Origin of the sequence: Methylotetracoccus oryzae (assembly GCF_006175985.1) — a bacterium.
Taxonomy (GTDB): domain Bacteria; phylum Pseudomonadota; class Gammaproteobacteria; order Methylococcales; family Methylococcaceae; genus Methylotetracoccus; species Methylotetracoccus oryzae.
Window position 1 is genome coordinate 530,266 of the sequence record NZ_SRSH01000001.1, and the last position, 21,810, is coordinate 552,075.

Annotated in this window: 19 protein-coding genes; 8 read left to right on the plus strand and 11 right to left on the minus strand. The window is 64.1% G+C overall.

Annotation, left to right across the window (positions count from 1 at the left end):
* Nucleotides 1-141 precede the first annotated feature (141 nt).
* Nucleotides 142-636, minus strand: a complete 495-nt coding sequence (locus tag BWR02_RS02330; protein WP_139556130.1) for a hypothetical protein — start codon at nucleotides 634-636, stop codon at nucleotides 142-144.
* A gap of 385 nt (nucleotides 637-1,021) precedes the next feature.
* Here BWR02_RS02330 and BWR02_RS02335 point away from each other — a divergent pair, with 385 nt between their 5' ends.
* The 5 genes from BWR02_RS02335 to BWR02_RS02355 all read left to right on the plus strand — a co-directional run bounded on the left by BWR02_RS02335 (nucleotide 1,022) and on the right by BWR02_RS02355 (nucleotide 7,426).
* Nucleotides 1,022-1,801: a hypothetical protein gene (locus BWR02_RS02335; RefSeq protein ID WP_139556131.1), complete on the plus strand. Its 780-nt coding sequence runs from the start codon at nucleotides 1,022-1,024 to the stop codon at nucleotides 1,799-1,801.
* An 806-nt stretch (nucleotides 1,802-2,607) separates the two neighbouring features.
* Entirely contained in the window at nucleotides 2,608-3,354 is a 747-nt protein-coding gene (locus BWR02_RS02340) for an FKBP-type peptidyl-prolyl cis-trans isomerase N-terminal domain-containing protein (RefSeq protein ID WP_139556132.1), read from the plus strand.
* Between the two features lie 68 nt (nucleotides 3,355-3,422).
* Nucleotides 3,423-6,368, plus strand: coding sequence for a multicopper oxidase domain-containing protein (locus BWR02_RS02345; RefSeq protein WP_201276101.1), 2,946 nt, complete (start codon nucleotides 3,423-3,425; stop codon nucleotides 6,366-6,368).
* Nucleotides 6,369-6,458: 90 nt separating this feature from the next.
* Nucleotides 6,459-6,998 (plus strand): FKBP-type peptidyl-prolyl cis-trans isomerase, encoded by a 540-nt coding sequence (locus BWR02_RS02350; RefSeq protein ID WP_139556133.1) that lies wholly within the window; start codon nucleotides 6,459-6,461, stop codon nucleotides 6,996-6,998.
* 179 nt (nucleotides 6,999-7,177) lie between these two features.
* On the plus strand, nucleotides 7,178-7,426 hold the full coding sequence (locus BWR02_RS02355) for a cysteine rich repeat-containing protein (protein ID WP_201276102.1): 249 nt from the start codon (nucleotides 7,178-7,180) through the stop codon (nucleotides 7,424-7,426).
* A gap of 42 nt (nucleotides 7,427-7,468) precedes the next feature.
* Here the strand turns inward: BWR02_RS02355 and BWR02_RS02360 are convergent, their stop codons facing one another.
* Together BWR02_RS02360 and BWR02_RS02365 are read right to left on the minus strand one after the other, a co-directional pair.
* Complete coding sequence (locus BWR02_RS02360) at nucleotides 7,469-8,539, minus strand: 3-deoxy-7-phosphoheptulonate synthase (RefSeq protein WP_139556134.1); 1,071 nt, start codon at nucleotides 8,537-8,539, stop codon at nucleotides 7,469-7,471.
* Nucleotides 8,540-8,816: 277 nt separating this feature from the next.
* Entirely contained in the window at nucleotides 8,817-9,776 is a 960-nt protein-coding gene (locus tag BWR02_RS02365; RefSeq protein WP_139556135.1) for a helix-turn-helix transcriptional regulator, read from the minus strand.
* A 209-nt stretch (nucleotides 9,777-9,985) separates the two neighbouring features.
* On the opposite strand from BWR02_RS02365, the gene BWR02_RS02370 reads away from it, so the two are divergent.
* Nucleotides 9,986-11,203 carry an amidohydrolase family protein gene (locus BWR02_RS02370; RefSeq protein WP_162559980.1) on the plus strand — a complete coding sequence of 406 codons (1,218 nt, stop codon included), beginning with the start codon at nucleotides 9,986-9,988 and terminating at the stop codon, nucleotides 11,201-11,203.
* 108 nt (nucleotides 11,204-11,311) lie between these two features.
* Here the strand turns inward: BWR02_RS02370 and BWR02_RS02375 are convergent, their stop codons facing one another.
* The 5 genes from BWR02_RS02375 to BWR02_RS02400 form a co-directional block, all read right to left on the minus strand.
* On the minus strand, nucleotides 11,312-11,554 hold the full coding sequence (locus BWR02_RS02375; protein ID WP_139556137.1) for a DUF6489 family protein: 243 nt from the start codon (nucleotides 11,552-11,554) through the stop codon (nucleotides 11,312-11,314).
* A 308-nt stretch (nucleotides 11,555-11,862) separates the two neighbouring features.
* The gene (locus tag BWR02_RS02380; RefSeq protein ID WP_139556138.1) at nucleotides 11,863-12,411 is read right to left on the minus strand and encodes a hypothetical protein; all 549 of its coding nucleotides are present in this window, start codon (nucleotides 12,409-12,411) and stop codon (nucleotides 11,863-11,865) included.
* Between the two features lie 564 nt (nucleotides 12,412-12,975).
* Nucleotides 12,976-14,112 (minus strand): lytic murein transglycosylase B, encoded by a 1,137-nt coding sequence (gene mltB, locus BWR02_RS02390; protein ID WP_139556140.1) that lies wholly within the window; start codon nucleotides 14,110-14,112, stop codon nucleotides 12,976-12,978.
* Between the two features lie 168 nt (nucleotides 14,113-14,280).
* Nucleotides 14,281-15,669, minus strand: a complete 1,389-nt coding sequence (locus tag BWR02_RS02395) for an L-serine ammonia-lyase (protein WP_139556141.1) — start codon at nucleotides 15,667-15,669, stop codon at nucleotides 14,281-14,283.
* A gap of 325 nt (nucleotides 15,670-15,994) precedes the next feature.
* Nucleotides 15,995-16,834, minus strand: coding sequence for a L,D-transpeptidase family protein (locus tag BWR02_RS02400; protein ID WP_139556142.1), 840 nt, complete (start codon nucleotides 16,832-16,834; stop codon nucleotides 15,995-15,997).
* A 249-nt stretch (nucleotides 16,835-17,083) separates the two neighbouring features.
* Between BWR02_RS02400 and BWR02_RS02405 the strand changes: the two genes are divergently transcribed.
* Nucleotides 17,084-18,775, plus strand: coding sequence for a M14 family metallopeptidase (locus tag BWR02_RS02405; RefSeq protein WP_139556143.1), 1,692 nt, complete (start codon nucleotides 17,084-17,086; stop codon nucleotides 18,773-18,775).
* A 32-nt stretch (nucleotides 18,776-18,807) separates the two neighbouring features.
* Here the strand turns inward: BWR02_RS02405 and BWR02_RS02410 are convergent, their stop codons facing one another.
* From BWR02_RS02410 to BWR02_RS02420, 3 genes are all read right to left on the minus strand, one after another.
* A complete protein-coding gene (locus BWR02_RS02410) occupies nucleotides 18,808-19,203 on the minus strand; it encodes an MAPEG family protein (protein WP_201276103.1) in 396 nt (131 codons plus the stop codon).
* A 36-nt stretch (nucleotides 19,204-19,239) separates the two neighbouring features.
* A complete protein-coding gene (locus BWR02_RS02415; protein ID WP_129884333.1) occupies nucleotides 19,240-19,644 on the minus strand; it encodes a DUF4332 domain-containing protein in 405 nt (134 codons plus the stop codon).
* 122 nt (nucleotides 19,645-19,766) lie between these two features.
* Nucleotides 19,767-20,468, minus strand: a complete 702-nt coding sequence (locus BWR02_RS02420) for a hypothetical protein (RefSeq protein ID WP_236101837.1) — start codon at nucleotides 20,466-20,468, stop codon at nucleotides 19,767-19,769.
* Nucleotides 20,469-20,766: 298 nt separating this feature from the next.
* On the opposite strand from BWR02_RS02420, the gene BWR02_RS02425 reads away from it, so the two are divergent.
* Nucleotides 20,767-21,792 (plus strand): lytic transglycosylase domain-containing protein, encoded by a 1,026-nt coding sequence (locus BWR02_RS02425; protein WP_139556144.1) that lies wholly within the window; start codon nucleotides 20,767-20,769, stop codon nucleotides 21,790-21,792.
* The last annotated feature ends 18 nt before the right edge of the window (nucleotides 21,793-21,810 follow it).

Genomic DNA, 21,810 nt, shown 5'->3' on the forward strand with positions numbered 1-21,810 from the left:
AACGGCGCCTCGCGCGGCCGCGTCGAGGTGAAAACGGAACGTTGCGTCAAGCGGTGACGGCGGCCCGATGCGGGTCTTGCTCTGTCGAATGGCCAGGAAACCGGAGCGGTCGGGGCGTGCGTTCAGCGGTATCCGGAATCGTCACAGCAACGATACCTCGCCGCGCATACCCATCAAAAACGAGGTGACTCGCAGATTCACCTTCTGCTCCTCTGCCCAGTCAGCGATTTCGCCTTCCAGCAGCCTTGCATACTTCCGGTGCAAGGCAGCCTCCTGTTCCATCTCTTCCTCGGTATCGCCGAGTTCCGGCGCAACATTGAAAACCTTGTGATAAGCACCGCAGTGCCGGTGCTCCAGTATGTAAACGTCTTCGATTTTGTGCAGGTTGCAGGCCGCAGCCAAATGATCGAAAAAGACCTTCTTCCAATGCTTGTACTTCTTCGAGCCTCCGCCCAGGGCTCCCAGCGCCGCACCCGCCAGAATCACATGATCGTACCGATTCTGCAGATTGTCGTGGTTCATGAAGGAGACCGTATCGTCCAGGAGTCTCGGGTCCATGCAACTGAGCAGCAGCACGGTACCGCGCGGCGCGGGGTAGGTCAGTTCATCAAACTTCGAAACCTGGGTCTTGGACATTAAGTTCTCCACTGCGATTTCGGGAGCCGAGCACCCGCTGCGGCAGGAGGCGCCGATTTGAAGCGATACGCGGCAGCAAGATGGCGGTTTCCTCGGCTCTCGAAGCCTCGGTGAAAACGCGGTGAAGGCTACCCACGCTCATGTCGGAAACTTATCCGGCGACGACAGGCGCGTCAAGCGAAAACCAATCGACGCGCGTTGCGGAACTCCGATCTCTTCGTGCCACCCGAAAGCCGAACGCATTCGGAAGAGGCGGAGTCGACCGGCCCAGACCATGGGCAATGCGCCGGGCGAGCGGCAGTCAGGGTCGACTCGCGTGGCCGGGCTGAGGGAAAATGCTGCTCGGGGTGGCCGCTGGCGGGTCGAGTGAGGGGGACAAGAGGAGATGCAAGAGCCGATTGTCGTTGTCGGGATGGGTGAAATGGGCGAACTGTTCGCCCGCGGTTTCCTGAAGCGCGGACATCCCGTATACCCCGCGCTTAGGGGTATATCCCTGGCGGAGTTGGCTGCGACCGTGCCGGAGCCGGGCCTCGTCATCGCCGCCGTCGGGGAAAATGACCTCGCATCCCTGCTGGAGTCGATCCCCCCGAGCTGGCAAGGGCGCCTGGCGCTGTTGCAGAACGAGTTGCTGCCGTACGACTGGCAGCGGCACGGGATCGTGGACCCGACGGTCATCGTCGTCTGGTTCGACAAGAAGAAAGGCCGCCCTTTCGTCGCGGTACTGCCGACCGCCGTCGGCGGTCCCCGCAAGGAAAGCGTACTCGAGGCGCTGCACGCGCTGGAGATCCCGTGCTATCCGGTGCAGCGCACTGAACTGCTGTATGAGTTGGTCAGGAAGAATCTTTACATCCTGACGATCAACATCGCCGGCTTGCGGCTGCCACCGGGCAGCACCGTCAGCCAATTGTGGGCACATCATCGTCCGCTGGCCGAGGCGGTCGCTGCGGAAGCCCTCGACATTCAGGAACGGCTGGCCGGCGCCCCCCTGCCACGTCCCCGACTTCTCCAAGGCATGCTAGAGGGCTTTGACGGCGACCCGGACCATATCTGTACCGGCCGCACGGCGCGCCAGCGGCTGCAGCGGGCACTGGCCATCGCCCGGAGCTCGGGCATCACGGTACCCACCATGGCGGCCATCGAACTCGAATTGTCTGCCTCCGGCTGAACCGCGGGACCCGCCCATCCGCGTGCGCATGGGCCAGGATCGCAAACTGCATCCTCACGGTTTTTCCCCTCGACCAGCAGTTTGGCGTTTTCCGACGCGACCACCCGGATTCAAACCCCGCCGCGTCCCAGCAGCAAACGTAACCATTCACCCTAACCTGGCTTGGTGGTGGAAGCGGGCTGGGAGGGAGAGACCGTCTGCGGGAGGGAACCCGCAGTCGAGCCAGGGACGGATTCACGGCGTGTCTCGGACTCCCGGCCCGCTCCCGCGAAAGGGGGGCGTGAACAGTTACGCAGCGAACTCCCGCCACCCGCACTGCGCCTGCAGTTACGCGGTCCCGTGACCATCCGCTCCGGTTCCGGCACGAACCGTAAGACGCGTCGGCAATCCGCTCGCGCATCCCTCTCCCAAGCTTAAACCCTCGACCCGGACGACCCAATAAAGCGGGTCTTTCCGGGCTTCTCCGCGCTCGGGCTCCGCGTGTTCTGGCACTGGCGACATCGCAATCGACCAGCCATCCGCGTAGCCCGTGGACGACACCAAGGCCGGCACCGTCGGCTCTCTCCCCCAAAAGTCAGTGGAAGCCAGCACTCGCCCGGCCGTCCATCCTGTCAGGAGAACTTACAAAACTAGATCGTTCGGTTTACAACCAAGAGTAAACAATTGATAAAAAGAAAAAATTTTGGCTGGCACGCCCACTGCTAAAGCCCCTACAAAAGAAAGTGAAATTGGCCAGGCCAATCTCCGTCTTTCACCTATCTTTTGGATTGTTTGGACTGGATCACAGAAATTACCGGAGAACTCAGATGAACAAGATCGTGTTGCCCCTTCTGATGGTGCTGTCGGGTACTGCCCTGGCAGCCGAAACCGGCCAAAGCCCGGCACCCCGCACTGCCGATGACGAACTGCTCAACTACAGCGTCGGCTATCAGATCGGCGAGGATTTCAAGCGCCAGAGTATGCCGGGCAAGCCCGAGGCTCTGTCACAAGGCTTGATGGACGCATTGTCCGGTAAACAGCCCACGGTGAACCGCGTGGAAATGACCCGCGTGCTGGCGGACTTCAAAAAGAAGATGGTGGAGTCACAGGTCCTCACCGAGAAACAGGAAGCCAAGGCCCGCATCCAGGCGGCAGACGAAGTGTTCGCCAAGAACAAGGCCGACCCGAGCGTCGTGAAGCTGCCAAGCGGTGTGCAATACCGGGTGCTGCAGGACGGTAAAGGCACCCCGCCCAAGGCTGGCGAGGTCGTCACGATGAAGTATCAGGCGTCGATTCTGGGCGGCTACGTGTTCGACCAGACCGGCGACAAGACCAAGGAATACGAGGTCGACAAGCTGATCAAGGGCTGGAGCGAAGCCATGTTGCTGATGCAGCCGGGTGCAAAGTGGGAGGTCTTCATCCCGGCCAGCCTGGGCTACAAGGGACACACCCCGCTGCGTGATCGCCCCATCAAGCTCGAAGTGGAACTGGTTTCGGCAGGTCCGGCCAAGCCGGGTTCGGCGGAACCGAGCACGGAGGAGCAGGCCCCGCACAGCGGACATCACCCGGGCTAGAGACGACGCCCCCCACAGTTTTATCGATCGCTCCTTGAGCGCTCATCGCATCATGAGGTGAAAACAATATGAAAACCAAACACGACGAACTGTCCTCTCCCCCCAGCCTGAACGATGGGGCAGAGGCTCGGTGCGCCCGCATCGATGCGGCGACCGTCAGCACGTTATCGGTGGCGATAGCGATGCTGCTCGGCAGCAGCGGTGCCAGCGCGATTCCCATTCCAGGCGGCTCGCTGAACCCGATCCGCATTCCGAAGTACGTGTCGGACCTGCCCATCCCACCGGAGATGCCGGACAGCACGGTGCAGCCGGAAAACCCCTCGGGGTGCGTGACCGACATGACGCAGTTGCCCGCGATCGACCCGAACAACCCGCCGGCGGACATCCCGGCCGCACCGTACACCTGCGGCACCAATGGCGTTCCCAATGCGCACTACAACATCGCCCAGCGCCAGTTCCAGCAGCAGATCCTGCCGAGCAACTTCCGCCCGACCACGGTGTGGAGTTACGGCCGCGCGGAGGATCCGATTCCTAACGGTCCGGCACCGCAACCGCTGAGTTCCGGCTCTTCGTTCAACTATCCGGCCTTCACGATCGAGAACACCGCTGGCGAAGTCCACAGCGTGCGCTGGATCAATGAACTGGTAAAACTCGATCCGAACACGGGCAAGCCCTACCCGGCCCAGATCGTGACGCCCGGCAGTTGCACCGCAGACCTGACCAATCTGGTCTGGAACTGCACGCAGCCCAGCGTCATGAAAAATGCCGACCGCAAATTCCTGCCGCATGTGCTGAAGGGCTCGGTCGACCAAAGCCTGCACTGGGCCAAGCCGAACCAGGATATTGCCTGCGATCCGGCGCATTTTGCCGGCGCCACGGTCGACTGCACCCCGGCCCTGAACGATCCGCTGATCAAGGAAGCCTACACTGGTCCGATCCCTATGGTCGTGCACGTGCACGGCGCCCATGTCAACGCGATCAGTGACGGCTACTCCGAAGCCTGGTGGCTGCCGGATGCGTCCGACATCGATCCGCTGACCTACGCCCTGCGCGGCTCCAAGTACGACCAGTTCGACAAGACCAACGCGGTGCCGGGCTCCGCGTTCTATCAGTACGAGAACAATCAGCCGGCTTCGATCGTCTGGTATCACGACCACGCGCTGGGTATGACCCACAACAACGTCTATGCCGGACCCGCCGGTTTCTGGCTGCTGCGCGGCAACTATACCGATCCGGTCTCCAAGGCGACCATCACCGACATTTCGGCGCAACTGCCCGGCGGCCAATCGCCGTTCGGTCGGCCTACCCACCCCAGCAAGACCTACACCGTCAACGGCGTGGCCCAGCCGGGTTGCGATCCGAATTTCGACACGGCCTGCCGCGAGCAGATCCGCGACATCCCGCTGGCCATCCAGGACCGGTCGTTCAACACCGACGGCAGCCTGTTCTATCCGACCAGCCGCGCCTTTTTCGACATCGTCGATCCGAACGTAATGATTCCGTTCATCGGAGATCCGGTGTCTGGCGTCACCAACTCCTCGATGTCGGACATCGCACCGATCTGGAACCCGGAGTTCTTCGGCAACTCGATGGTGGTCAACGGCAAGACCTGGCCCATCATGCAAGTGGCGCCGGAGCGCTATCGTTTCCGCATCCTGAACGGCACCGACGCGCGCTTCCTCAACCTGGCCTTATTCGCTTACCCGCCGCAACCGGGCAAGCCGCATTCGGTCACCAATCTGGAACTGTTCAACTTCGCCCAACGGCAAACCGGCGGCGTGCAGGAAATTCCGTTCTTCCAGGTCGGATCGGAACAGGGTTATCTGCCGAAGGTAGCGATGATCAGCACCGGCTACGCGCTGTCGCTGAACAAGGGCCAGGCCATTCCGGCAGTGACCGTCTTGCCGGGCAACACCCGCAACCGTCCCAACCCGGTACCCGCAGGCTGGTGCAATCCGCGGGCGGCGGTACCCAACCCGATGGACCCGGGCTGTGAGCAGGCCCTGCTGCTCGGGCCGGCCGAACGCGCCGACGTCGTAATCGATTTCAGCGCCCTGCCGGACGGCACCTACGTGCGCATGACAAACAAGGCGGCGGATGGTCCGTTCGGCGGCTTCCCGCCGCTGATCCCGACCGATGACGGATCGACCGCGCAGGTCATGGTGTTCCAGGTAAATCATGCGATCCCGGTGGTCGGTGGTGACACGCCGCCGAACCAGTTGACCATGCCGACCGATCCGCAGTTGACGGGCAAGAAGGTGATCAAGACCCGGCAGGTCAGCCTCAACGAGTCCACGTCGGATAACGTGTGCGTGGTGGTCAACGCGCTGACGGCAGCGATCAGCATCGTGCTGGACCCAAACGATCTGGAACTGTACCCGGATGGCATCAAGCCCTTTGGCGACATCCATACCCTGTGCAACATGATGATCGATGCGGACGGCAACCCGCTGTTCGGCGTTCCTTACCTGCCGCGGGCGGCCGAACTGGGCACCATGCTGGCGCCAGCCAAAGTTGGACCGGCTGCGGGCTACTACCGCCCCAGCTCGCAGAAATGGATGGATGCGATCCGCCAGGCACCGAAGACCGGTTCGGTCGAGACCTGGGAGATCTACAACAACACCATCGACGCCCACCCGATCCACCTGCATCTGGTGCGCTTCCAGGTAGTGGACCGGGAGCCGGCCCAGCAGATCCTGGATCCGTTCAACGGCACGATCATCGGGGCCCGGCCGCTCTCGCTCGCGGGCAGGAAACAGAACCGTCCCGCGCTGCCGAATGAGATCGGCTTCAAGGACACCGTGATCAGCTACCCCGGCGAGATCACGCGGGTCAAGGCCTTCTTCGATACGCAGGGACTCTATGTCTGGCATTGCCACATCGTTGAACACGAGGACAACGAGATGATGGTGTCCTATTGCATCGACGCCACCACGGGTCAGGCTTCGAAGAGCGGCCAGTGCACCAGCCCGGGCGGCAGCGCCCCGGCGGTTCCAGTCGTCCCCGGCTCCTGACAACCCGGCCGCCTCCCGGTACCGGCGCCCAATCGGGTGCCGGTATCCGGCAGGCCCTCGCCCTGACCGAACGAATTTTGGAGAAACATCATGAACTCTTCACGTCCCACGCTCTTCGGGATCCTGCTGGCCCTCGCTGCGGTGCCGATCATCGCCACGGCGCAGGCCGTGGACCCGGCCCTGGCACCCGTCGATCCAGCGGCAGCCCCGATCGAAGTCATCCCCGACGCGGACCGGATGGCCGGCGCACCGACCGACCCCGCCACCGCCGCCGCAGCGACAGCGGCGCCGACGGCAGCCAATCCAAATCCGATACAACGCTTGCCGAGCGGCGTCCGCTACCGCGTGCTGAAGCTTGGCAAGGGCCCCTTGCCCGATGCTGACGACATCGCATTGGTGAGCTATGTGGCAAAGATCCAGCATGGCCCGATCTTCGACCAGTCCGGTCCCAATCCGAAGGCCGTCCGGGTCGGCACGCTGATCCCCGGTTGGGCCGAGGTGATGAAGCTGGTTCCGGTAGGCACCCGCTGCCAGATCTGGATCCCGGCCAATCAGGCTTTCAAGGGCAATACCCCGCTGCGCGGGAAACCGGTCGCGATCACCATGAAACTGCTCAAGCTCAACCCATAGGGACATCTACACGAGCCCGCAGGGAGCCAACCGGTTCCCTGCGAAACTCTGCTGTACCGCGCACTCACCGCAATGGACCGCCGGAAACCACGCTCGTTGACACCCCCCGCCACGGCGGGCATTCTCGGCGCGCAGCGTGTTGAACTGCCCAACCGTCCTTAATTCGAGGAAATCAATCCATGACCATTCGACCATTCGTATTCCTGCTCCTCTCGGCCTTTCCGATGCTGGCCTTCTCCCAAATGGCCGGGATGAACCCGGAAGAGATGAAAGCGATTCGCACCTACTGCAAGGCCGATGTCGAGCGGCTGTGCCCCGGTGTCCAGCCGGGCGGCGGACGGATCAAGGCCTGCCTGATGGAGAAGAAGGAACAGATGTCGGTGGGCTGTGCACAAGCCCTGCAACAGTTGAAGAAGGACAAGCAATAGGCACCACGAGCTGCACGTCGCGGGTGGAGAGGGTTCTCGGCGTCAGCCCCGGTCGGCCAGGATGTTCCGCAACAGGTCGCTGGCCTTAGACAGCGCTGTTTCGGTCGTCGCCCAGTCGATGCAGGCATCGGTGACCGAACGGCCATATTGCAGCTGCGACAGATCCTTGGGGATCGGCTGGCTCCCGGCTGCGATATGGCTCTCCAGCATCACGCCGACGATAGAGCGATTCCCGTCACGGATCTGGTTGACCACGTTCTGCAGCACCAGCGGCTGGTACTCCGGATTCTTGAAGGAATTGGCATGCGAGCAGTCGATCACCAGGTTCTGCGGCAGGGAGACCTTCGCCAACGCCTGCTCGGCCAGCGCGACGCTGACGCTGTCGTAGTTCGGCCGACCGCCCCCGCCACGCAACACGACGTGGCCGTAGCGATTGCCGCGGGTCCGGATGATCGCGGAGCGACCCTCGCCATTGATGCCGAGGAAGCAGTGTGGATGCGAAGCCGACAGGATCGCGTTGATGGCAATGCCCAGATCGCCATCGGTCGCATTCTTGAAACCGACCGGGGTCGACAGGCCCGAGGCCATTTCGCGATGGGTCTGCGATTCCGACGTGCGGGCCCCGATCGCGGTCCATGCAATCAGATCGCCAAGATATTGCGGCGCGATGGGGTCCAGCGCCTCGGTTGCGGCCGGCAGGCCCAGCTCCGCGACATCCAGCAGGAAACGCCGCGCCTTGCCCATGCCTTCCTCGATCCGGAACGAGTCGTCCATCCGCGGATCGTTGATGTAGCCCTTCCAGCCGGTCGAGGTGCGCGGCTTCTCAAAGTAAACCCGCATGACCAGCACCAGCGTATCCGACAGTTCGTCGGCCAGGCGTTTTAGGCGCTGCGCATAATCGATGCCGGCCACCGGATCGTGAATGGAGCAGGGTCCGACGATCGCGAAGAGGCGTCGGTCCTCGCGGTCGAGAATGCGGCGCAGGGTTGCCCGCGCGGCCGTCACGGTCTGCGCCGCGGTTTCGGTGAGCGGCTCCCGCGACTTGATCGTGTCGGGAGAGGGCATCAGCTCGAACGAGTCGATGTTCAGGTTTTCGGTCGGCCGCAGTGGCATGGTCGTGTCTCCCTTGAATCGCTCGCGAGCGCACCCCGGCCAGTTTATACCGCGCGTGGGGCAGCGCGTCGAGTTGCCGGCAGACCAGGCATAGTCGGTTCGCGATGGATCACCCACACCTCTCGGCAATGGCAGAAAGCGTACGGTCCGCGCGGCGAACAGCGGCGGTTGGGACGCTGGCAGCCAGGCCCCCCGGTGCCTCGCGTGAGTCAGCGACGTAGCGGAGGCAGAGTCCGGACGTCACCCCGCTGCAAGACCCGCAACGCGCGGGGCTGATCTAACTCTTGCTGCGCACGCTCTTCGGCGAAACGCCAAAGTATTTCTGGAAGGCCACCGTGAAATTGGTCGCGTGACGGTAGCCGACCGCATAAGCGGCGACGGAGACGTGACACCGCGTGGCCTCCAGCATCCGATAGGCGTGCTGCATGCGTGTCTCCAGCAGCAAGGCATAGGGCGTCGTCTGGAACAGCTGGTGGAACAGCTGCTTCAGCTTGAACTGGTTGATACCCACCCGTCGAGCCAGTTGCTCCACGGACGGTGGCTCCCGAAACTCGTCGAGCAGGATATCGCGGGCCTGATGCGCGGCGGCCACATCCCGCGCCGACAGCCGACCTTTGGCGGGCGCATCGGGTTGCAGACACTCCAATTCCGCCGCCAGGATCGCCAGCGCCTGACCGTGTACGAACAGGCTCCGGAATTGCATCGGGGCACCGTCGTTCAACAGCTGTCCGGCAGCAACCCGGGCCGCGCTCGACATGGGCCGGTGGCTGACGACCCGTACGCTGCCACGATCGAACAGATGCGGGCAGTAATCCGTGCCGAAATGGCGGTCCAGCCATCCCCGGGTCAATGACAAGCGCAGCTGCGCGACGGGCATTGCGGCCTGGTATTCACGCGCCCCGCGGCTCGATGCGAACGTGGTGACGGTCGAATAACCCTCCCGGAAGATGACCTCCGGACCGGAGTTTGCGGTAAAGCGCGACGCGCCCTGGACGCCCAGCGTCACGACCAGACGCGGCTCCGCGTGATCCACCTGACTGAAGATCGCCAGGTCACGCGACGGCCGGTAGCGGGTCTCGATATAGCTGAGATCTTCGTCGAGGACACGGATCAGGGTGGAACCCTTTCCCAGGGTTTCCGGCAACGGCTGCCGGAGCCCCTCGGCGACCCGTTGAATCGCCATGTCGTCGACACTTACACGCGCTCGCGATGAGCTGCGGCCGCTTCCGTTAGGCATTGCGGAATCCCTCGTCAAACTACCTGTGCCATACGAAACGCTCCTTCTACCATAGTTTTGCCTATGGAAGACAAGTGCTTGCGTTGGCAGTATGGCCCGGCTCACCGCCCGGGACAGATCATGAACGGGCGAGAGAGCCAATCGAGCGGGATCGCGCCCAGGGCCGGTCCGACGCAAACCCGCACAGCCACTCACAACAGGAAGAAATGATGACGACACCCAAACGACGCTTCTTCGGCGGCATTGCCGCGGCCTTCGCCGCCAGTCTCGCCGGCCAGACCGCCAACGCCACGGCGGACCACTGGCATCCCGGCGGCCCCCTGCTGATCAAGGCCGATGTGCTGTTCGACGGCACCCAATTCCTCTACGGACAGGCCGTCCTGGTCCGGCAGGGCAAGATCGTCAAGGTGGCGCCGGCCGGCGAGATCAAGGCCGACGGCGCCAAGGTCGTGACCGTCAAGGGCGGCACGATTCTGCCCGGTTTCATCGACATGCACACTCACCACCTCGTCCAACACGTGCCACCGCAGCGCATTCTGGAACATGGTGTAACCACGGCGCGCGACCTCGGCGGGCCGCTGACTCCGGCCACCATCGACAAACCGTACCAGTTGCGGCAGCCCTTGTCGGGACACATCATCTCGGCGCCGGGCGGCTATCCGAATGTGGTGTTCCCGGGTTCAGGGGTAGAGATCGCTGGCGAAACCAATGTGCGGGCCAAAGTGGACGAACTGGCCGCCGGCGGCGCCAGCATCATCGCGCTGTCGCTCGAAACGGGCGAATCGGAAGGCGCCGCGTGGCAATGGCACATGCCGGCAACGCCCCCGCCCTGGCCGACGCTGACGAAGGGCGAGCTCGAGGCTATCGTCGACCAGGCTCACAACGTCCATCATCTGCGCGTCGTGGCCTACTTCGGCTCGGATGCGTCGGCGCAGAGAGCGCTTGACGCCGGCGTGGACGAATGGGCGCACATGCCCTGTGACGCCCTCTCGCCGGGCGTGATCGCCAGCGCGGGAGCCAAGGGTGTTGCGATCGACACGACCATCGACACCGCCGTGCAATGCACGGGTGTGCATGAGAATGCCGCGGCGCTCTTTGCGTCGGGCGCGAAGATCTTCTACGCGACCGATATGGGGCATCCCGACATCCCCCATGGCATCGACGCGCAGGAGATTCACGTGGGCATCCACGCCGGCATGCACAATGGCCTCCCGTTCCCGGATGCCGTTGCCAGGGCTCTCGCCTCGGCGACCAGCCTGGCCGGTGACTACCTCGGCCTCGCTCCGCTCGGACGTATCGTACCGGGCGCACCCGCCGATCTGATCGTGATCGGCAGCGACCCGCGCGCGAATTTCAAGGAACTCGAATTTCCGCGCGTGGTGATCAAGGATGGCCGGATCGTGATCCAGCGTAAGGCAGGCCAGTAGGGGCCAGTGACCGCGGGCTGCCGCGCATCGCGCCGGCCAGCCCGCCACCATGACGGGCGACGCCGGTAAAAGCTTGCCGGACCAGAAGCTCGCATTGCGAGATTCGTGTCACTCAGGCTTGGCCGCCCCCTTCTGGAAGGATTGCCACAGCCCATACAGGCCTTCCATCGACTGCAGGTGCGGCGGCAACCAGGGCCGCATCAGGACCATCGGATCGAATCCTTCGGCGCCCGATGCCATCTGGCGGCGCAGGGCTTCGAGCATTTCCTGCTGCAGCGGCTCCACATCCGGCAAGCCGAAGAAAGTCCGCAGTTCCTGGGGCGTCACGTCGATGTCGAGCTTGATGTGCATGGGTCACCTGCGGGATGGAACCGTTTAAAGTGAAAGAGTCGCGCAGCGAAACCGGCGCGCCTCTCGCCCCGGGAGAGAATGGGTGAGGGAAAGCGGTCATGGCACGCGTACCTTCATCCTCCGGGATGGCACGCGGAGCCTACGATTTCGCGATCAGGCGGCGGGATCGCCGCAACGCGCGACGCCGCTCGCGCCCGAACCATTACACCGTCGGACCGGAGCTGCCGTGCGTACCCGAGGACACCGTACGACGCCGGCCCCGACCCGATGCTCGGAATCAGGGTTGCGGCGCCGCCTTGGTACGGGTCTCAGGCTTTCGCGTCCTCGTTCCAGATCTCGCAGCTGTGGTCTTCCGGATGCAACTGCGCAGCGTTTTCCGGCTTGATGTGCCAGTAGGACTGGTCGATGGCCGAACCGGTGTATTCCGACTTCCGCTCATGGAAGAACGGGCACCAGAAATTCTCTACCGTCTTGACGAGGTAAGCCGACCACTCGTACAGGCCGACGCTGAGCGGGCAGTAGAAGTTACAGTTGAACATCCAGAACAGCTTGGAGTTCACCCACGGAGCGGTCGCGTCCATCTTGAAGGTGATCTGGTCGGACAACTTGTTGTAGCGGTGCGTCGACCACCCCGGAACGAAGTCCCAGTACGACTTGATGTTCTCGGCCCCCAGGACGCGCAAATGCGCCCAAAGCACCCCCGCCCCGATGAGCACGAAGGGCAGCGAGACGAACAGCGGCAGGTAGATCAGGATGGCCCCGCCATAGCGTCTCCACGGCGACAGCGTGTAGAACCGCTTGCCGATCGCTATGCGCTCGCACTGGCATTGCTCACAGGCCTTCGGAAGTGCACTCATTACGAAACCTCTTTCTTCTTGTTAAATTGGGTGGAAGGGATGGACAGGAGTGGAATGGTCTGCGACCCGGCGCGACGTCAGACCCGCCAGATGTCCACAAGTCGACGGTGCGGTCGGGCAGCGCGCGCTGGCCAGGCGATCGCGCCCTGCCTTGTCCTCTGTCGGACAACATGGCTGGGGCTTACCCTGGGTGGCCTGGCGAGGCTCTCGGCCCCGGAACGATGAAACCCATCGACGCGCAGGACGGCACGCCTCGTATCCGGCTGGCTCAAGGCCAGCTTCTGATTTTCCGCCCTTTCACCGCCCGCACCGCATCGCAAGAGCCTGCGGAAACAACTCGCCATCGATCCACGCTCCTCGATGCCATGGGCTTCCGCCCGCAACCGTCGACAGGAACAGCGCTGGTGCGGCATCCGTTGCGACACAAGCTGCTGTTCCGCCGAATGGTATCAAGTTCGCCGCTCGGTGGGAAATACGCCGCGGATCTGCCTCGGCTGTCCCCGTCCCGGCGCGACAGCCGGATCCCGGGCGGGCAGCGCGCCACCCCGGAGCACCGAATCGCGCTCAGCGCGAGGCCGAGAACGCGCTGCGATACCGGCTCTTGACCGCCTGCGCCAGATCATGGACCGCCATGGCGTAATGCGTGCTGTGGTTGTAGCGGGTGATGACGTAGAAGTTCTGGTAGCCGAGCCAGTACTCGTCGCCGTCGTTGGTACTCAGGCGTAGCAGTGCGACCGGCTCGGCGGCCACGCGCAGGACGCCCGAGGGATGTATCCCATGGCTGGCCAGCGCCGCGAGGGTGTAGCGGGTGTCGAAACCCGATTCCAGTTCGGCGGCCGAAGCCCCGTCGGCCAATGCCGGTGTAACGACGGCACCGCCGCTCTGCCAACCGTGGCGCGCAAAGTAATTCGCGACGCTGCCGATCGCATCGACCGGCGCCCATAGATCCTTGCGCCCGTCGTCGTCGAAGTCGACGGCCCATTCGAGAAAACTCGAGGGCATGAACTGACCGAGCCCCATCGCACCCGCGAACGATCCGCGGGGCGAAGCCGGATCCATGCGTTCGGCTCGCGTCATCAGCAGAAAGCTCTTCAATTCGTCCGTGAAGTACTCGGCGCGGCGCGGGTAGTCGAAGGCCAGGGTCGCCAGCGCGTCCAGCACGCGGTCCTTACCGACGTTCGAACCGTAGATCGTTTCGACGCCCATGATGCCCAGCACGTACTCGGGCGGCACACCGAAGCGGGCCTGAGCGCGTTCCAGCGCCCCCGCGTAGCGATGCCAGAACGCCGCACCCTTGGCGATGTGGTTTTCGGTCAGGAACTTCGCACGGTAGCGCGACCAGCCGCCCGGCTTCGGTTTGACGCTGGGCGCCTCCCGGTTCATGTAGGCAATGGTCCATTCCTTGCGGCGTGCCTCGGACAGCAGCCCCTTCAGGTAGTCGGGGCGGAATCCATGCTCCGCGACCATGCGTTCGATGAAGCGGTCGACCGCCGGCTGGCCGCCAAAGTCACCGGTCACGAACGGAGCGGAATAGGCGCCCACGGGCTCAGGCTGCGCCGGCGCTCGGGGCTTCTCCGGCTTGGGGACCACGGTCGCGATCGGTTTCGCCGGTGCCGGCGGAGCCCGGTGTGCTTCGCACCCGGCCAAGGCCACCACGACGCTCAGTGTCGCCGCAACCAGCCCTTTCGCCCTCGTCTCCATCGCCAACTCCATCATCGTGCTCCCGCAAAATACCGAGATCGGAACGCCCGGCGGCGCAAGCTCGTGCCGGCAGAGACCGGCACCTCGTTGCGGAGTCGGTCCACCGGATTCGGCACGTCCCGCCGCGTGACCGCCTATGATACGCGGCGCGGCGTGACGCTCAAAGGCTCAGCACTCGATCACGTTGACGGCCAGACCGCCGCGTGCGGTTTCCTTGTACTTGCTCTTCATGTCGGCGCCGGTCTCACGCATCGTCTTGATGACCTTGTCCAGCGACACATGATGCTTGCCGTCACCGCGCAGGGCGATGCGGGCGGCATTGATCGCCTTGACCGAGGCCATCGCGTTGCGCTCGATGCACGGAATCTGCACCAGCCCCCCAACCGGATCGCAAGTCAGGCCGAGGTTGTGCTCCATGCCGATCTCGGCCGCGTTTTCGACCTGCTCCGGCGTTCCACCCAACACGCCGGCCAGCGCGCCGGCCGCCATCGAGCAGGCCACGCCGACTTCCCCCTGGCAGCCGACATCGGCACCGGAGATCGACGCGTTTTCCTTGTACAACAGCCCGATCGCGCCGGCAGTCAGCAGGAAGCGCACGACGCCGTCTTCCAGTGTCTCTCGATCCGTCGCTACGAAACGGGCCCAATAGTGCAGCACGGCGGGAATGATGCCGGCCGCGCCATTGGTCGGCGCGGTGACGACCCGACCGCCCGCCGCATTCTCCTCGTTGACCGCGAGCGCGTAGAGATTGACCCAGTCCATGATGCTGAGTGGGTCGCGCAAAGCCGATTCGGGATTGCCGGAAAGCTTCTGGAACAGTTCGGGCGCCCGTCGCTTGACTTTCAGCCCGCCCGGCAGCGTCCCGACATGGTGGCAACCCCGCCGCACCGTGTCCTCCATGACGTGCCAGATCTTCAACAACCCGCGGCGGACCTGGGCTTCACTGCGCCAGGACAGTTCGTTCGCCATCATCAGGTCGCCGATCGACGACCCGTGCCGCTGGCACAGCGCGAGCAGTTCCGTGCCGGACCGGAAGGGGAAACGCAGCCGGGTCGTGTCCTCCTTGATGCGGTCTACCCCGGCCGCATCTTCGTCGACGACGAACCCGCCGCCGACCGAGTAGTAGGTGCGCGCATGGAGCAACGCGCCATCGTCGCCGAAGGCCTGAAACGTGAGACCGTTGGGGTGATAGGGCAGGGTCTGGCGGCGGTTGAAGACGAGATCGGTCTTTTCGTCGAAGGCGAGGGCATGCCGGCCGAGCAGGCTCACCGTCCTGGCGGCCCGGATGGCGGCCAGGCGCTCCGGGACCGTGGCTGTGTTCACCCGTTCCGGCTCCTCGCCCTCCAGGCCGAGCAGGACCGCCTTGTCGCTGCCATGCCCTTTTCCGGTCGCTCCCAGCGAGCCGAACAGTTCGGCCCGCACCCGGACGACGCGTTCGTGCAGCCCCTGCCGTTCCAGTCGCTGCGCGAACAGGCGTGCGGCCCGCATCGGGCCGACCGTATGGGAACTCGAGGGACCGATACCGATCTTGAACAGATCGAAGACGCTGATCGACATGAGCGCTTACCCCAGCACGAATCCACCGCAAAAAGCCCCGGCGCCAGGAAGAGCGGTCCGGGGCTGACTGCATGGACTGAGGATAACGGCTGGCTGCGGATCAGAATAGATCCGAATTCCGAACAATCCGTTTTGGCGATCAGGGTGGAGCGCCGGTAGATGCTCGGGGCCGGTGGCGCATCACGGCGGCGCGGGGAAGCCCTGATTTATGCCAGGCTTCCCGCGATCGAATTTGGCAAATGTTCTGGCAGGTAAGGTGCGCCGAAACCGCGTTTCGTCTCACCCGTTCCGAACGAAGCCGGGTTGGCGTTCGTTCAGCGTTGCCTTAGAAGCGCCGAGCCGTCGTGGTGACTCCTTCCGCACTGGCCTGCTTGCGCGGCTGCAGTTGTCCGACCTCGTAGGCGATGGTCTGATACAGCTCGGGCACCCATTCCGGCAGGTCGCCGCTGGCAGGCATCAATGCTTTCTGCCGCGGATCGTGCGGCGCGATGACGACTTTGACGTTCTCCTTGCCCACATGCGCAACGAGCACGAACAGTTCCTCGATGGTCATGTCACCCATCGCGAGGCAACCCGCGGACACCGCCTTGCCATGGATGAAGATCTCGCCACCGAGGCGACTGCGACCTTCCATCTGGGCCTGATAGCGATCGAAGCTGTTCGGATAGTCCAGTTTCATCGACAAGTGGTAGTTGCTGTTTGGGTTCAGCAACACGAGCCGGTAGACGCCTTCCGGCACTTGCCGGTCGCCCTCACGCAGTTTCGGGCCGCGGGTTCCGCTGGCCGCCTGGATGTCATAGGACCGGATCAGCTTGTTCGTGCCGCGGCGGTCAGGGGCCCAGATTTCCATCCGTCGTTCAGCCTTCAAGGCCAGCAGCGTCACCTCGCGCGGCGGATAGTCGACGCCTGCCTTCTTGAAATACGGCACCAGCCGTTCGACGGACTCCGGGCCGTAGATATGCAACACATCGGAGACCGAGCGCGATCCGGAGAAGTTCAGGGGGATCTCGGGCACGGGAATTCGCGATAAGTAGCGGGGTTCGAAGTGCTTCTTCGGCACGGGCGCAGCGGCGACCGGCTGGGGCTGAACGGTGCGCGTGCTACAACCCGAAAGCCAGACCGCTAGGGCCGCCGCGAGGAGGGGAAACAAGGTTGTCGTCTTCATCTCTCTTCGTCCACGTCTAAGTGCTTGCCGGGGGCCTTGCGCCGTTCGGTGTCGCTTTTACGTCACAGTGTTGCTTGGATCACAATGGCGCTTGGTATAACGCCAACAGCATGCCCTTGTCAAGCGGCTCCCCATGACAGCCCGAAAAGGCCTGCGAAAAATACCACAGTCCACCGTCTGCCGACCGACCGCCGGTCCATGCTAGAGTGCCAGTCGCCGGCATTTCAACCCTCTCGCCAACACAACCCCATGACAGCGCTCCCCTTCGACACCTACTACCGCCACGACGAACTGACCCGCGCGCTGGAACGTCTCGCCGCCGATCATCCCGGCCTGTTGCGCCTGCACAGCATCGGGCGCAGCCATGAAGGCAGGGACATCTTGCTGGCAGCGGTCACGCGCTTCGACACCGGGGAGGACCGCGACAAACCGGCACTCTACATCGACGGCAACATCCACGCGACCGAAGTCACCGCGTCGATGGCCTGCCTCTATTTCATCCAGCACCTGGTGACGCGTTACGGCGCGGATGCCGATGTGACCCGCTGTCTCGACTCGCGCGCATTCTACATCTGTCCGCGGCTCAATCCGGATGGCGCAGAACTCGCGCTGGCGGATGTGCCACGCTTCATCCGTTCGAGCACGCGGCCCTACCCCTATGAGGAAGAACCGGTGGGCGGCTTGCGGCGGGAGGACATCGATGGCGACGGACGCATCCTGACAATGCGGATCCCCGACCCCACCGGACCCTGGAAGATCAGCGAACACGATCCGCGCTTGCTCGTCCGCCGCGAACCGACCGAGACCGGCGGCAATTACTACCGCCTGTTGCCGGAGGGCTCGATCGAGGACTACGACGGCGCGCTGTTGAAGCTCCAGCCCTTGCACACGCAGCTGGACCTGAACCGCAACTACCCCGCCAACTGGCGTCCAGAGCGGGAACAGCACGGCGCCGGCCCGTTCCCGGCATCCGAACCCGAGGTCCATGCCGCGGTCCGCTTCGTCAGCGACCACCCGAACATCACCGGTGCCGTCACCTTCCATACCTTCAGCGGCGTGCTGTTGCGACCTTACTCCCACCGGGCCGACGACACGCTGCACGCCGAGGATCTATGGACCTACCAGAAAATCGGCGCCAAAGGCACCGAGCTGACCGGCTATCCGGCGATTTCGGTGTTTCATGACTTCCGCTACCACCCGAAGTCCGTGATCACGGGCACCTTCGACGACTGGGTGTTCGAGCACCTCGGCTGCTATGCCTGGACCGTCGAGATCTGGAGCCCCCAGCGCGAAGCCGGCATCACCGACTACCGGTTCATCGAGTGGTACCGCGAGCATCCGATCGAAGACGATCTGAAACTGCTGAAGTGGAACGATGAGGTGCTGGGAGGCCATGCCTTCGTCGACTGGTATCCCTACGAGCATCCGCAACTGGGACCGATCGAACTGGGGGGCTGGGATACGCTGTATTCATGGAGCAATCCGCCCCCGGCAATGCTGGAACGGGAAATCGCCAGATTCCCGGACTGGCTGGTCTGGCATCTGCTGATTTCGCCCCGGCTCGAACTGCGGGCCGCGACGGCCGAAGCCCTGGGCGACGACACCTGGCGGGTCCGACTGGTCGTCGACAATACCGGCTGGCTGCCAAGCTACGTCACCAAGCTGGCCCTAGAGAAACGGCTGACGCCGGGGGTGATTTGCGAGATCGAGCTCCCCGAAGGGGCGCAGTTGCTGGTCGGAAAGCCTCGATCCTCACACGGGGAGCTCGAGGGGCTGGCCTACACGCCGGTCACCTCATCGAGCTGGGCAGGGTGGAGCGGCGATGAAACCAACCAGCGCCTCAAAGTGGAATGGGTCGTGCGGGCCAAGGCCGGCGACACACTCAAATTGACCGCACGCCATGCGCGCGCCGGCCGGGTACGGACGGTCGTGACGCTTTGATGCCCCCGCCCACACGACGGGACCCGAACCGTTCACCCGGGATAAACGGCCGCCCCGATCAGTAGCACGGCCGCTCCTGACAGCACGAAGAAGGTCGCGACCATGCCGCCGACGCGAAAGCGGAAATCCTCCGGATTCTGGCTCATGCCGAACGCATGGGCGACCCGTCCGGCGAGCAGGACGAGACAGAGGCCGTTGACCAGATAGCCTGGAAAGCCGCGGGTTTCGACCCACGCCAGCAGGAGCAGCGCCAACGGGACGTATTCGGCGAAATTGCCCTGGACGCGGGCTGCCCTGAGTAGCTCGGCCGAGTCGCCGTGACCGACCGCGATCTGGTCGCGGCGCCGGCACCGGATGACCCGGAGGCTCAGCGCCACGAAAACGAGCGCGAGAATCGCCGCGTAGACGGGAACGATGACCGGCGTCACGGATGTCGGGTCGTCAACGTGAGGATCCCAGGCCGGTCAATGAGTGACGACTTTCGGCAACTGCTTGGCCTGTTCGACCCAATCCGCGACGAACGATGCGGCGGGTACGCGACCGGTCAGCCCCTTCTGTTCCTGGACCTCGGTCAGCTTGGCATGCAGATTGGCCGGCACGCGCTGGGCCAGTTCCGCAACGGTATCGACGCCGGCCGCTTCGAGCAGTTCGGCGTATTGGGGGCCGATGCCGTTCACCCGGAAAAGGTCGGCATGGTTGACCCAGCGCAGCACGAGACTGGCGCTGATGCCGGTGGACTCACAAATCTTCTGTCGTCCGGCTGCCGTTGCGCCCTGCTCCAAGAGACCGGCACAATCGCCAATGCCCGCCTGAGCCAGCTTTTCCGCGTACGCCGGGCCGATGCCCTCGATTTCCTCAATTTTCGCCATTCCATCCCTCCTTTACGGTTGAATCGTCTGCCGGGTTACCAGCCGCCAGTCCCGCGGCGCAGTGGTTGCGAGCCGCTGCAGCATCCCCGGCCTATCGCTGCACGCTGAGGACCCGCTCGGGGCTATTTCGGGTTGACCTTCACGAATTCCGCCAGAAACGCCGCGATCCGTTCGTGAACCCCCTTGTACACGGCGTCTTCCAGCGGAGAAAGCCCGCCCGTTCCGGCAACGATGAGCTCGCTTTCCCACAGGACGGCATTGACATGCTGGGGCACCTCGAGCGGGCTCCGTCCGTCGCCGGCCTCCTGTAAGGGATGAAGTTCCGAAGACCAGTTCACCGCATGCGCATAATGCGCCAGCGCCTGCACACTGGCCGACAGCGCTGCCGCCGGGCTCTCCGGCCCCGTCGCGAGGATGTCGACGACCAGCAGCAATCGGCCGGTCATATGCGGCAGGAAGTGCAGGTCGAACGCATTCTTGGCGACCTGGAACTTGATGTTCGATGCCGCCATCATCGACCCGACTTCCGCGTTGATGCGGCTGCAGACCGTCTTGATCGCGTCGCTCTTGGCTTCCTCGACAGGGCAGTAGAACACGATGCCCGGCCACCCGTGCAGACGCTGCAGATCCGTCTGCTTCATATGGTCGAGAATACGCTGCTTCACATGAGCGGGAATCGGCGCGGTGTCCGGAACCACATCCGGCATCGTCTTCGCCGGGGCGACCGCGGTCGTCTGCGCAACCAACTGCGGGCTAAGCATAACCATCGTCACCAACCCCGCCCGGCAGAGCCATTGCAGCCATCGCAAATTCACGTTCATCATGCAAGTCTCCTGAAAAAAAGACGGTCCGGGCGGATGATACCGGATCGACGCCGGGCAATGCCCCCGTGGTTGACGTGCCATATCGTATTACGAGGCGGGGGACTAAGGAAGCCGAACCGCCGCGCCGGCCGCTGTCGAGAGACGTCCGGGCCGCGCGCCGCGCCCGAGCATTCGGCAGCCGAAGCAGGCACGGCACGCGCCCCTCTGCTACCATCCTGCGGTTCATCCAACGCGCTCTGGGAGCCCTTTATTGTCCGCTACCGAACCCGGCCGAAGCCCGCGTCGCCAGAGCAAGCCCATGGCGACGCGGAAACGGAGCACGGCACGGCGGCCCGCGCCTCGCAGCCTGCCGGCCCGCCTGACCTGGCAACAAGCGCTGATCCTGAGTATCGAGACCGCCGCCTTAATCGCGGCGGCCCTGGTGGCGATCATCGCGGCGCTGGGCCACGCGGCCGAACGCTTCGCCGGAACCGGGCTGATGTCCAGCCTGCTGCCCTTCGCCGCGATCGTGTTGGGGCTGGCCCTGACGACGACCGTGGCACTCAAGGTCTGGCGCCTGTGCCGGTCTTGGCTGCTGCGGCTGAAGCCGTTCCTTCCGGCGCTTGCGGCTTGCCTGCTGGCCGCCTGGGCCGGCTGGTTTGCGTCACGGGACGCCTATCATCGCCAGCTCACCAATTTCCGGACGCTGGTGGGCGGCACCGCGGAAGCCGAGCGCACGACCCTGGCCCATCAGGTTTTCGCTGCCTACCGGCGCGCCGACCTGTACCAGTACCAGCTCATGTGGGAGAGGGCGGGCGCCTATCTCCCGTTCATCCAGGAGGCCGCCAAGATCTACGGCGTCGATGAAGACGTCCTGGTCGGCGTCGGCGCGGCCGAATCGTCCTTCCGGCCACGCGACAGCAAGGACGGCGGGCGTGGGCTGTTTCAGATCACCGCGCCACCAAAAACGGCCATGGCCGAGGCCCGCAAGCATCTCGACGCCACGACGGTCGACCTGCGCGACCATCGGCACAACACCTTCGTGGCTGCCGCAACGCTGAGCCACTATCTCGCGGAAATGAAGGGAGACTTGTTCCTGGGCCTGCTGGCCTACAACATCGGCCCGCGCAACGGCGGTCTGCTGTCGATCATGAGCCAGTACCACGCCCGCGATTTCGTGACGATACAGCCCTACCTGCAACACCTGCCCCGGGATTACCCGGTGCGCGTGCTGACGGCCGCGCTGGCCTATCGGTTGTGGCGCACCGAGGGCAGACTACCGAAGTACGAGGAAGGCAACAACGCCGTGCACATCCAGAAGGTCGGCGTCCCGGGCCTGGGCTAGCCCTGCGCCCTGCAGCCC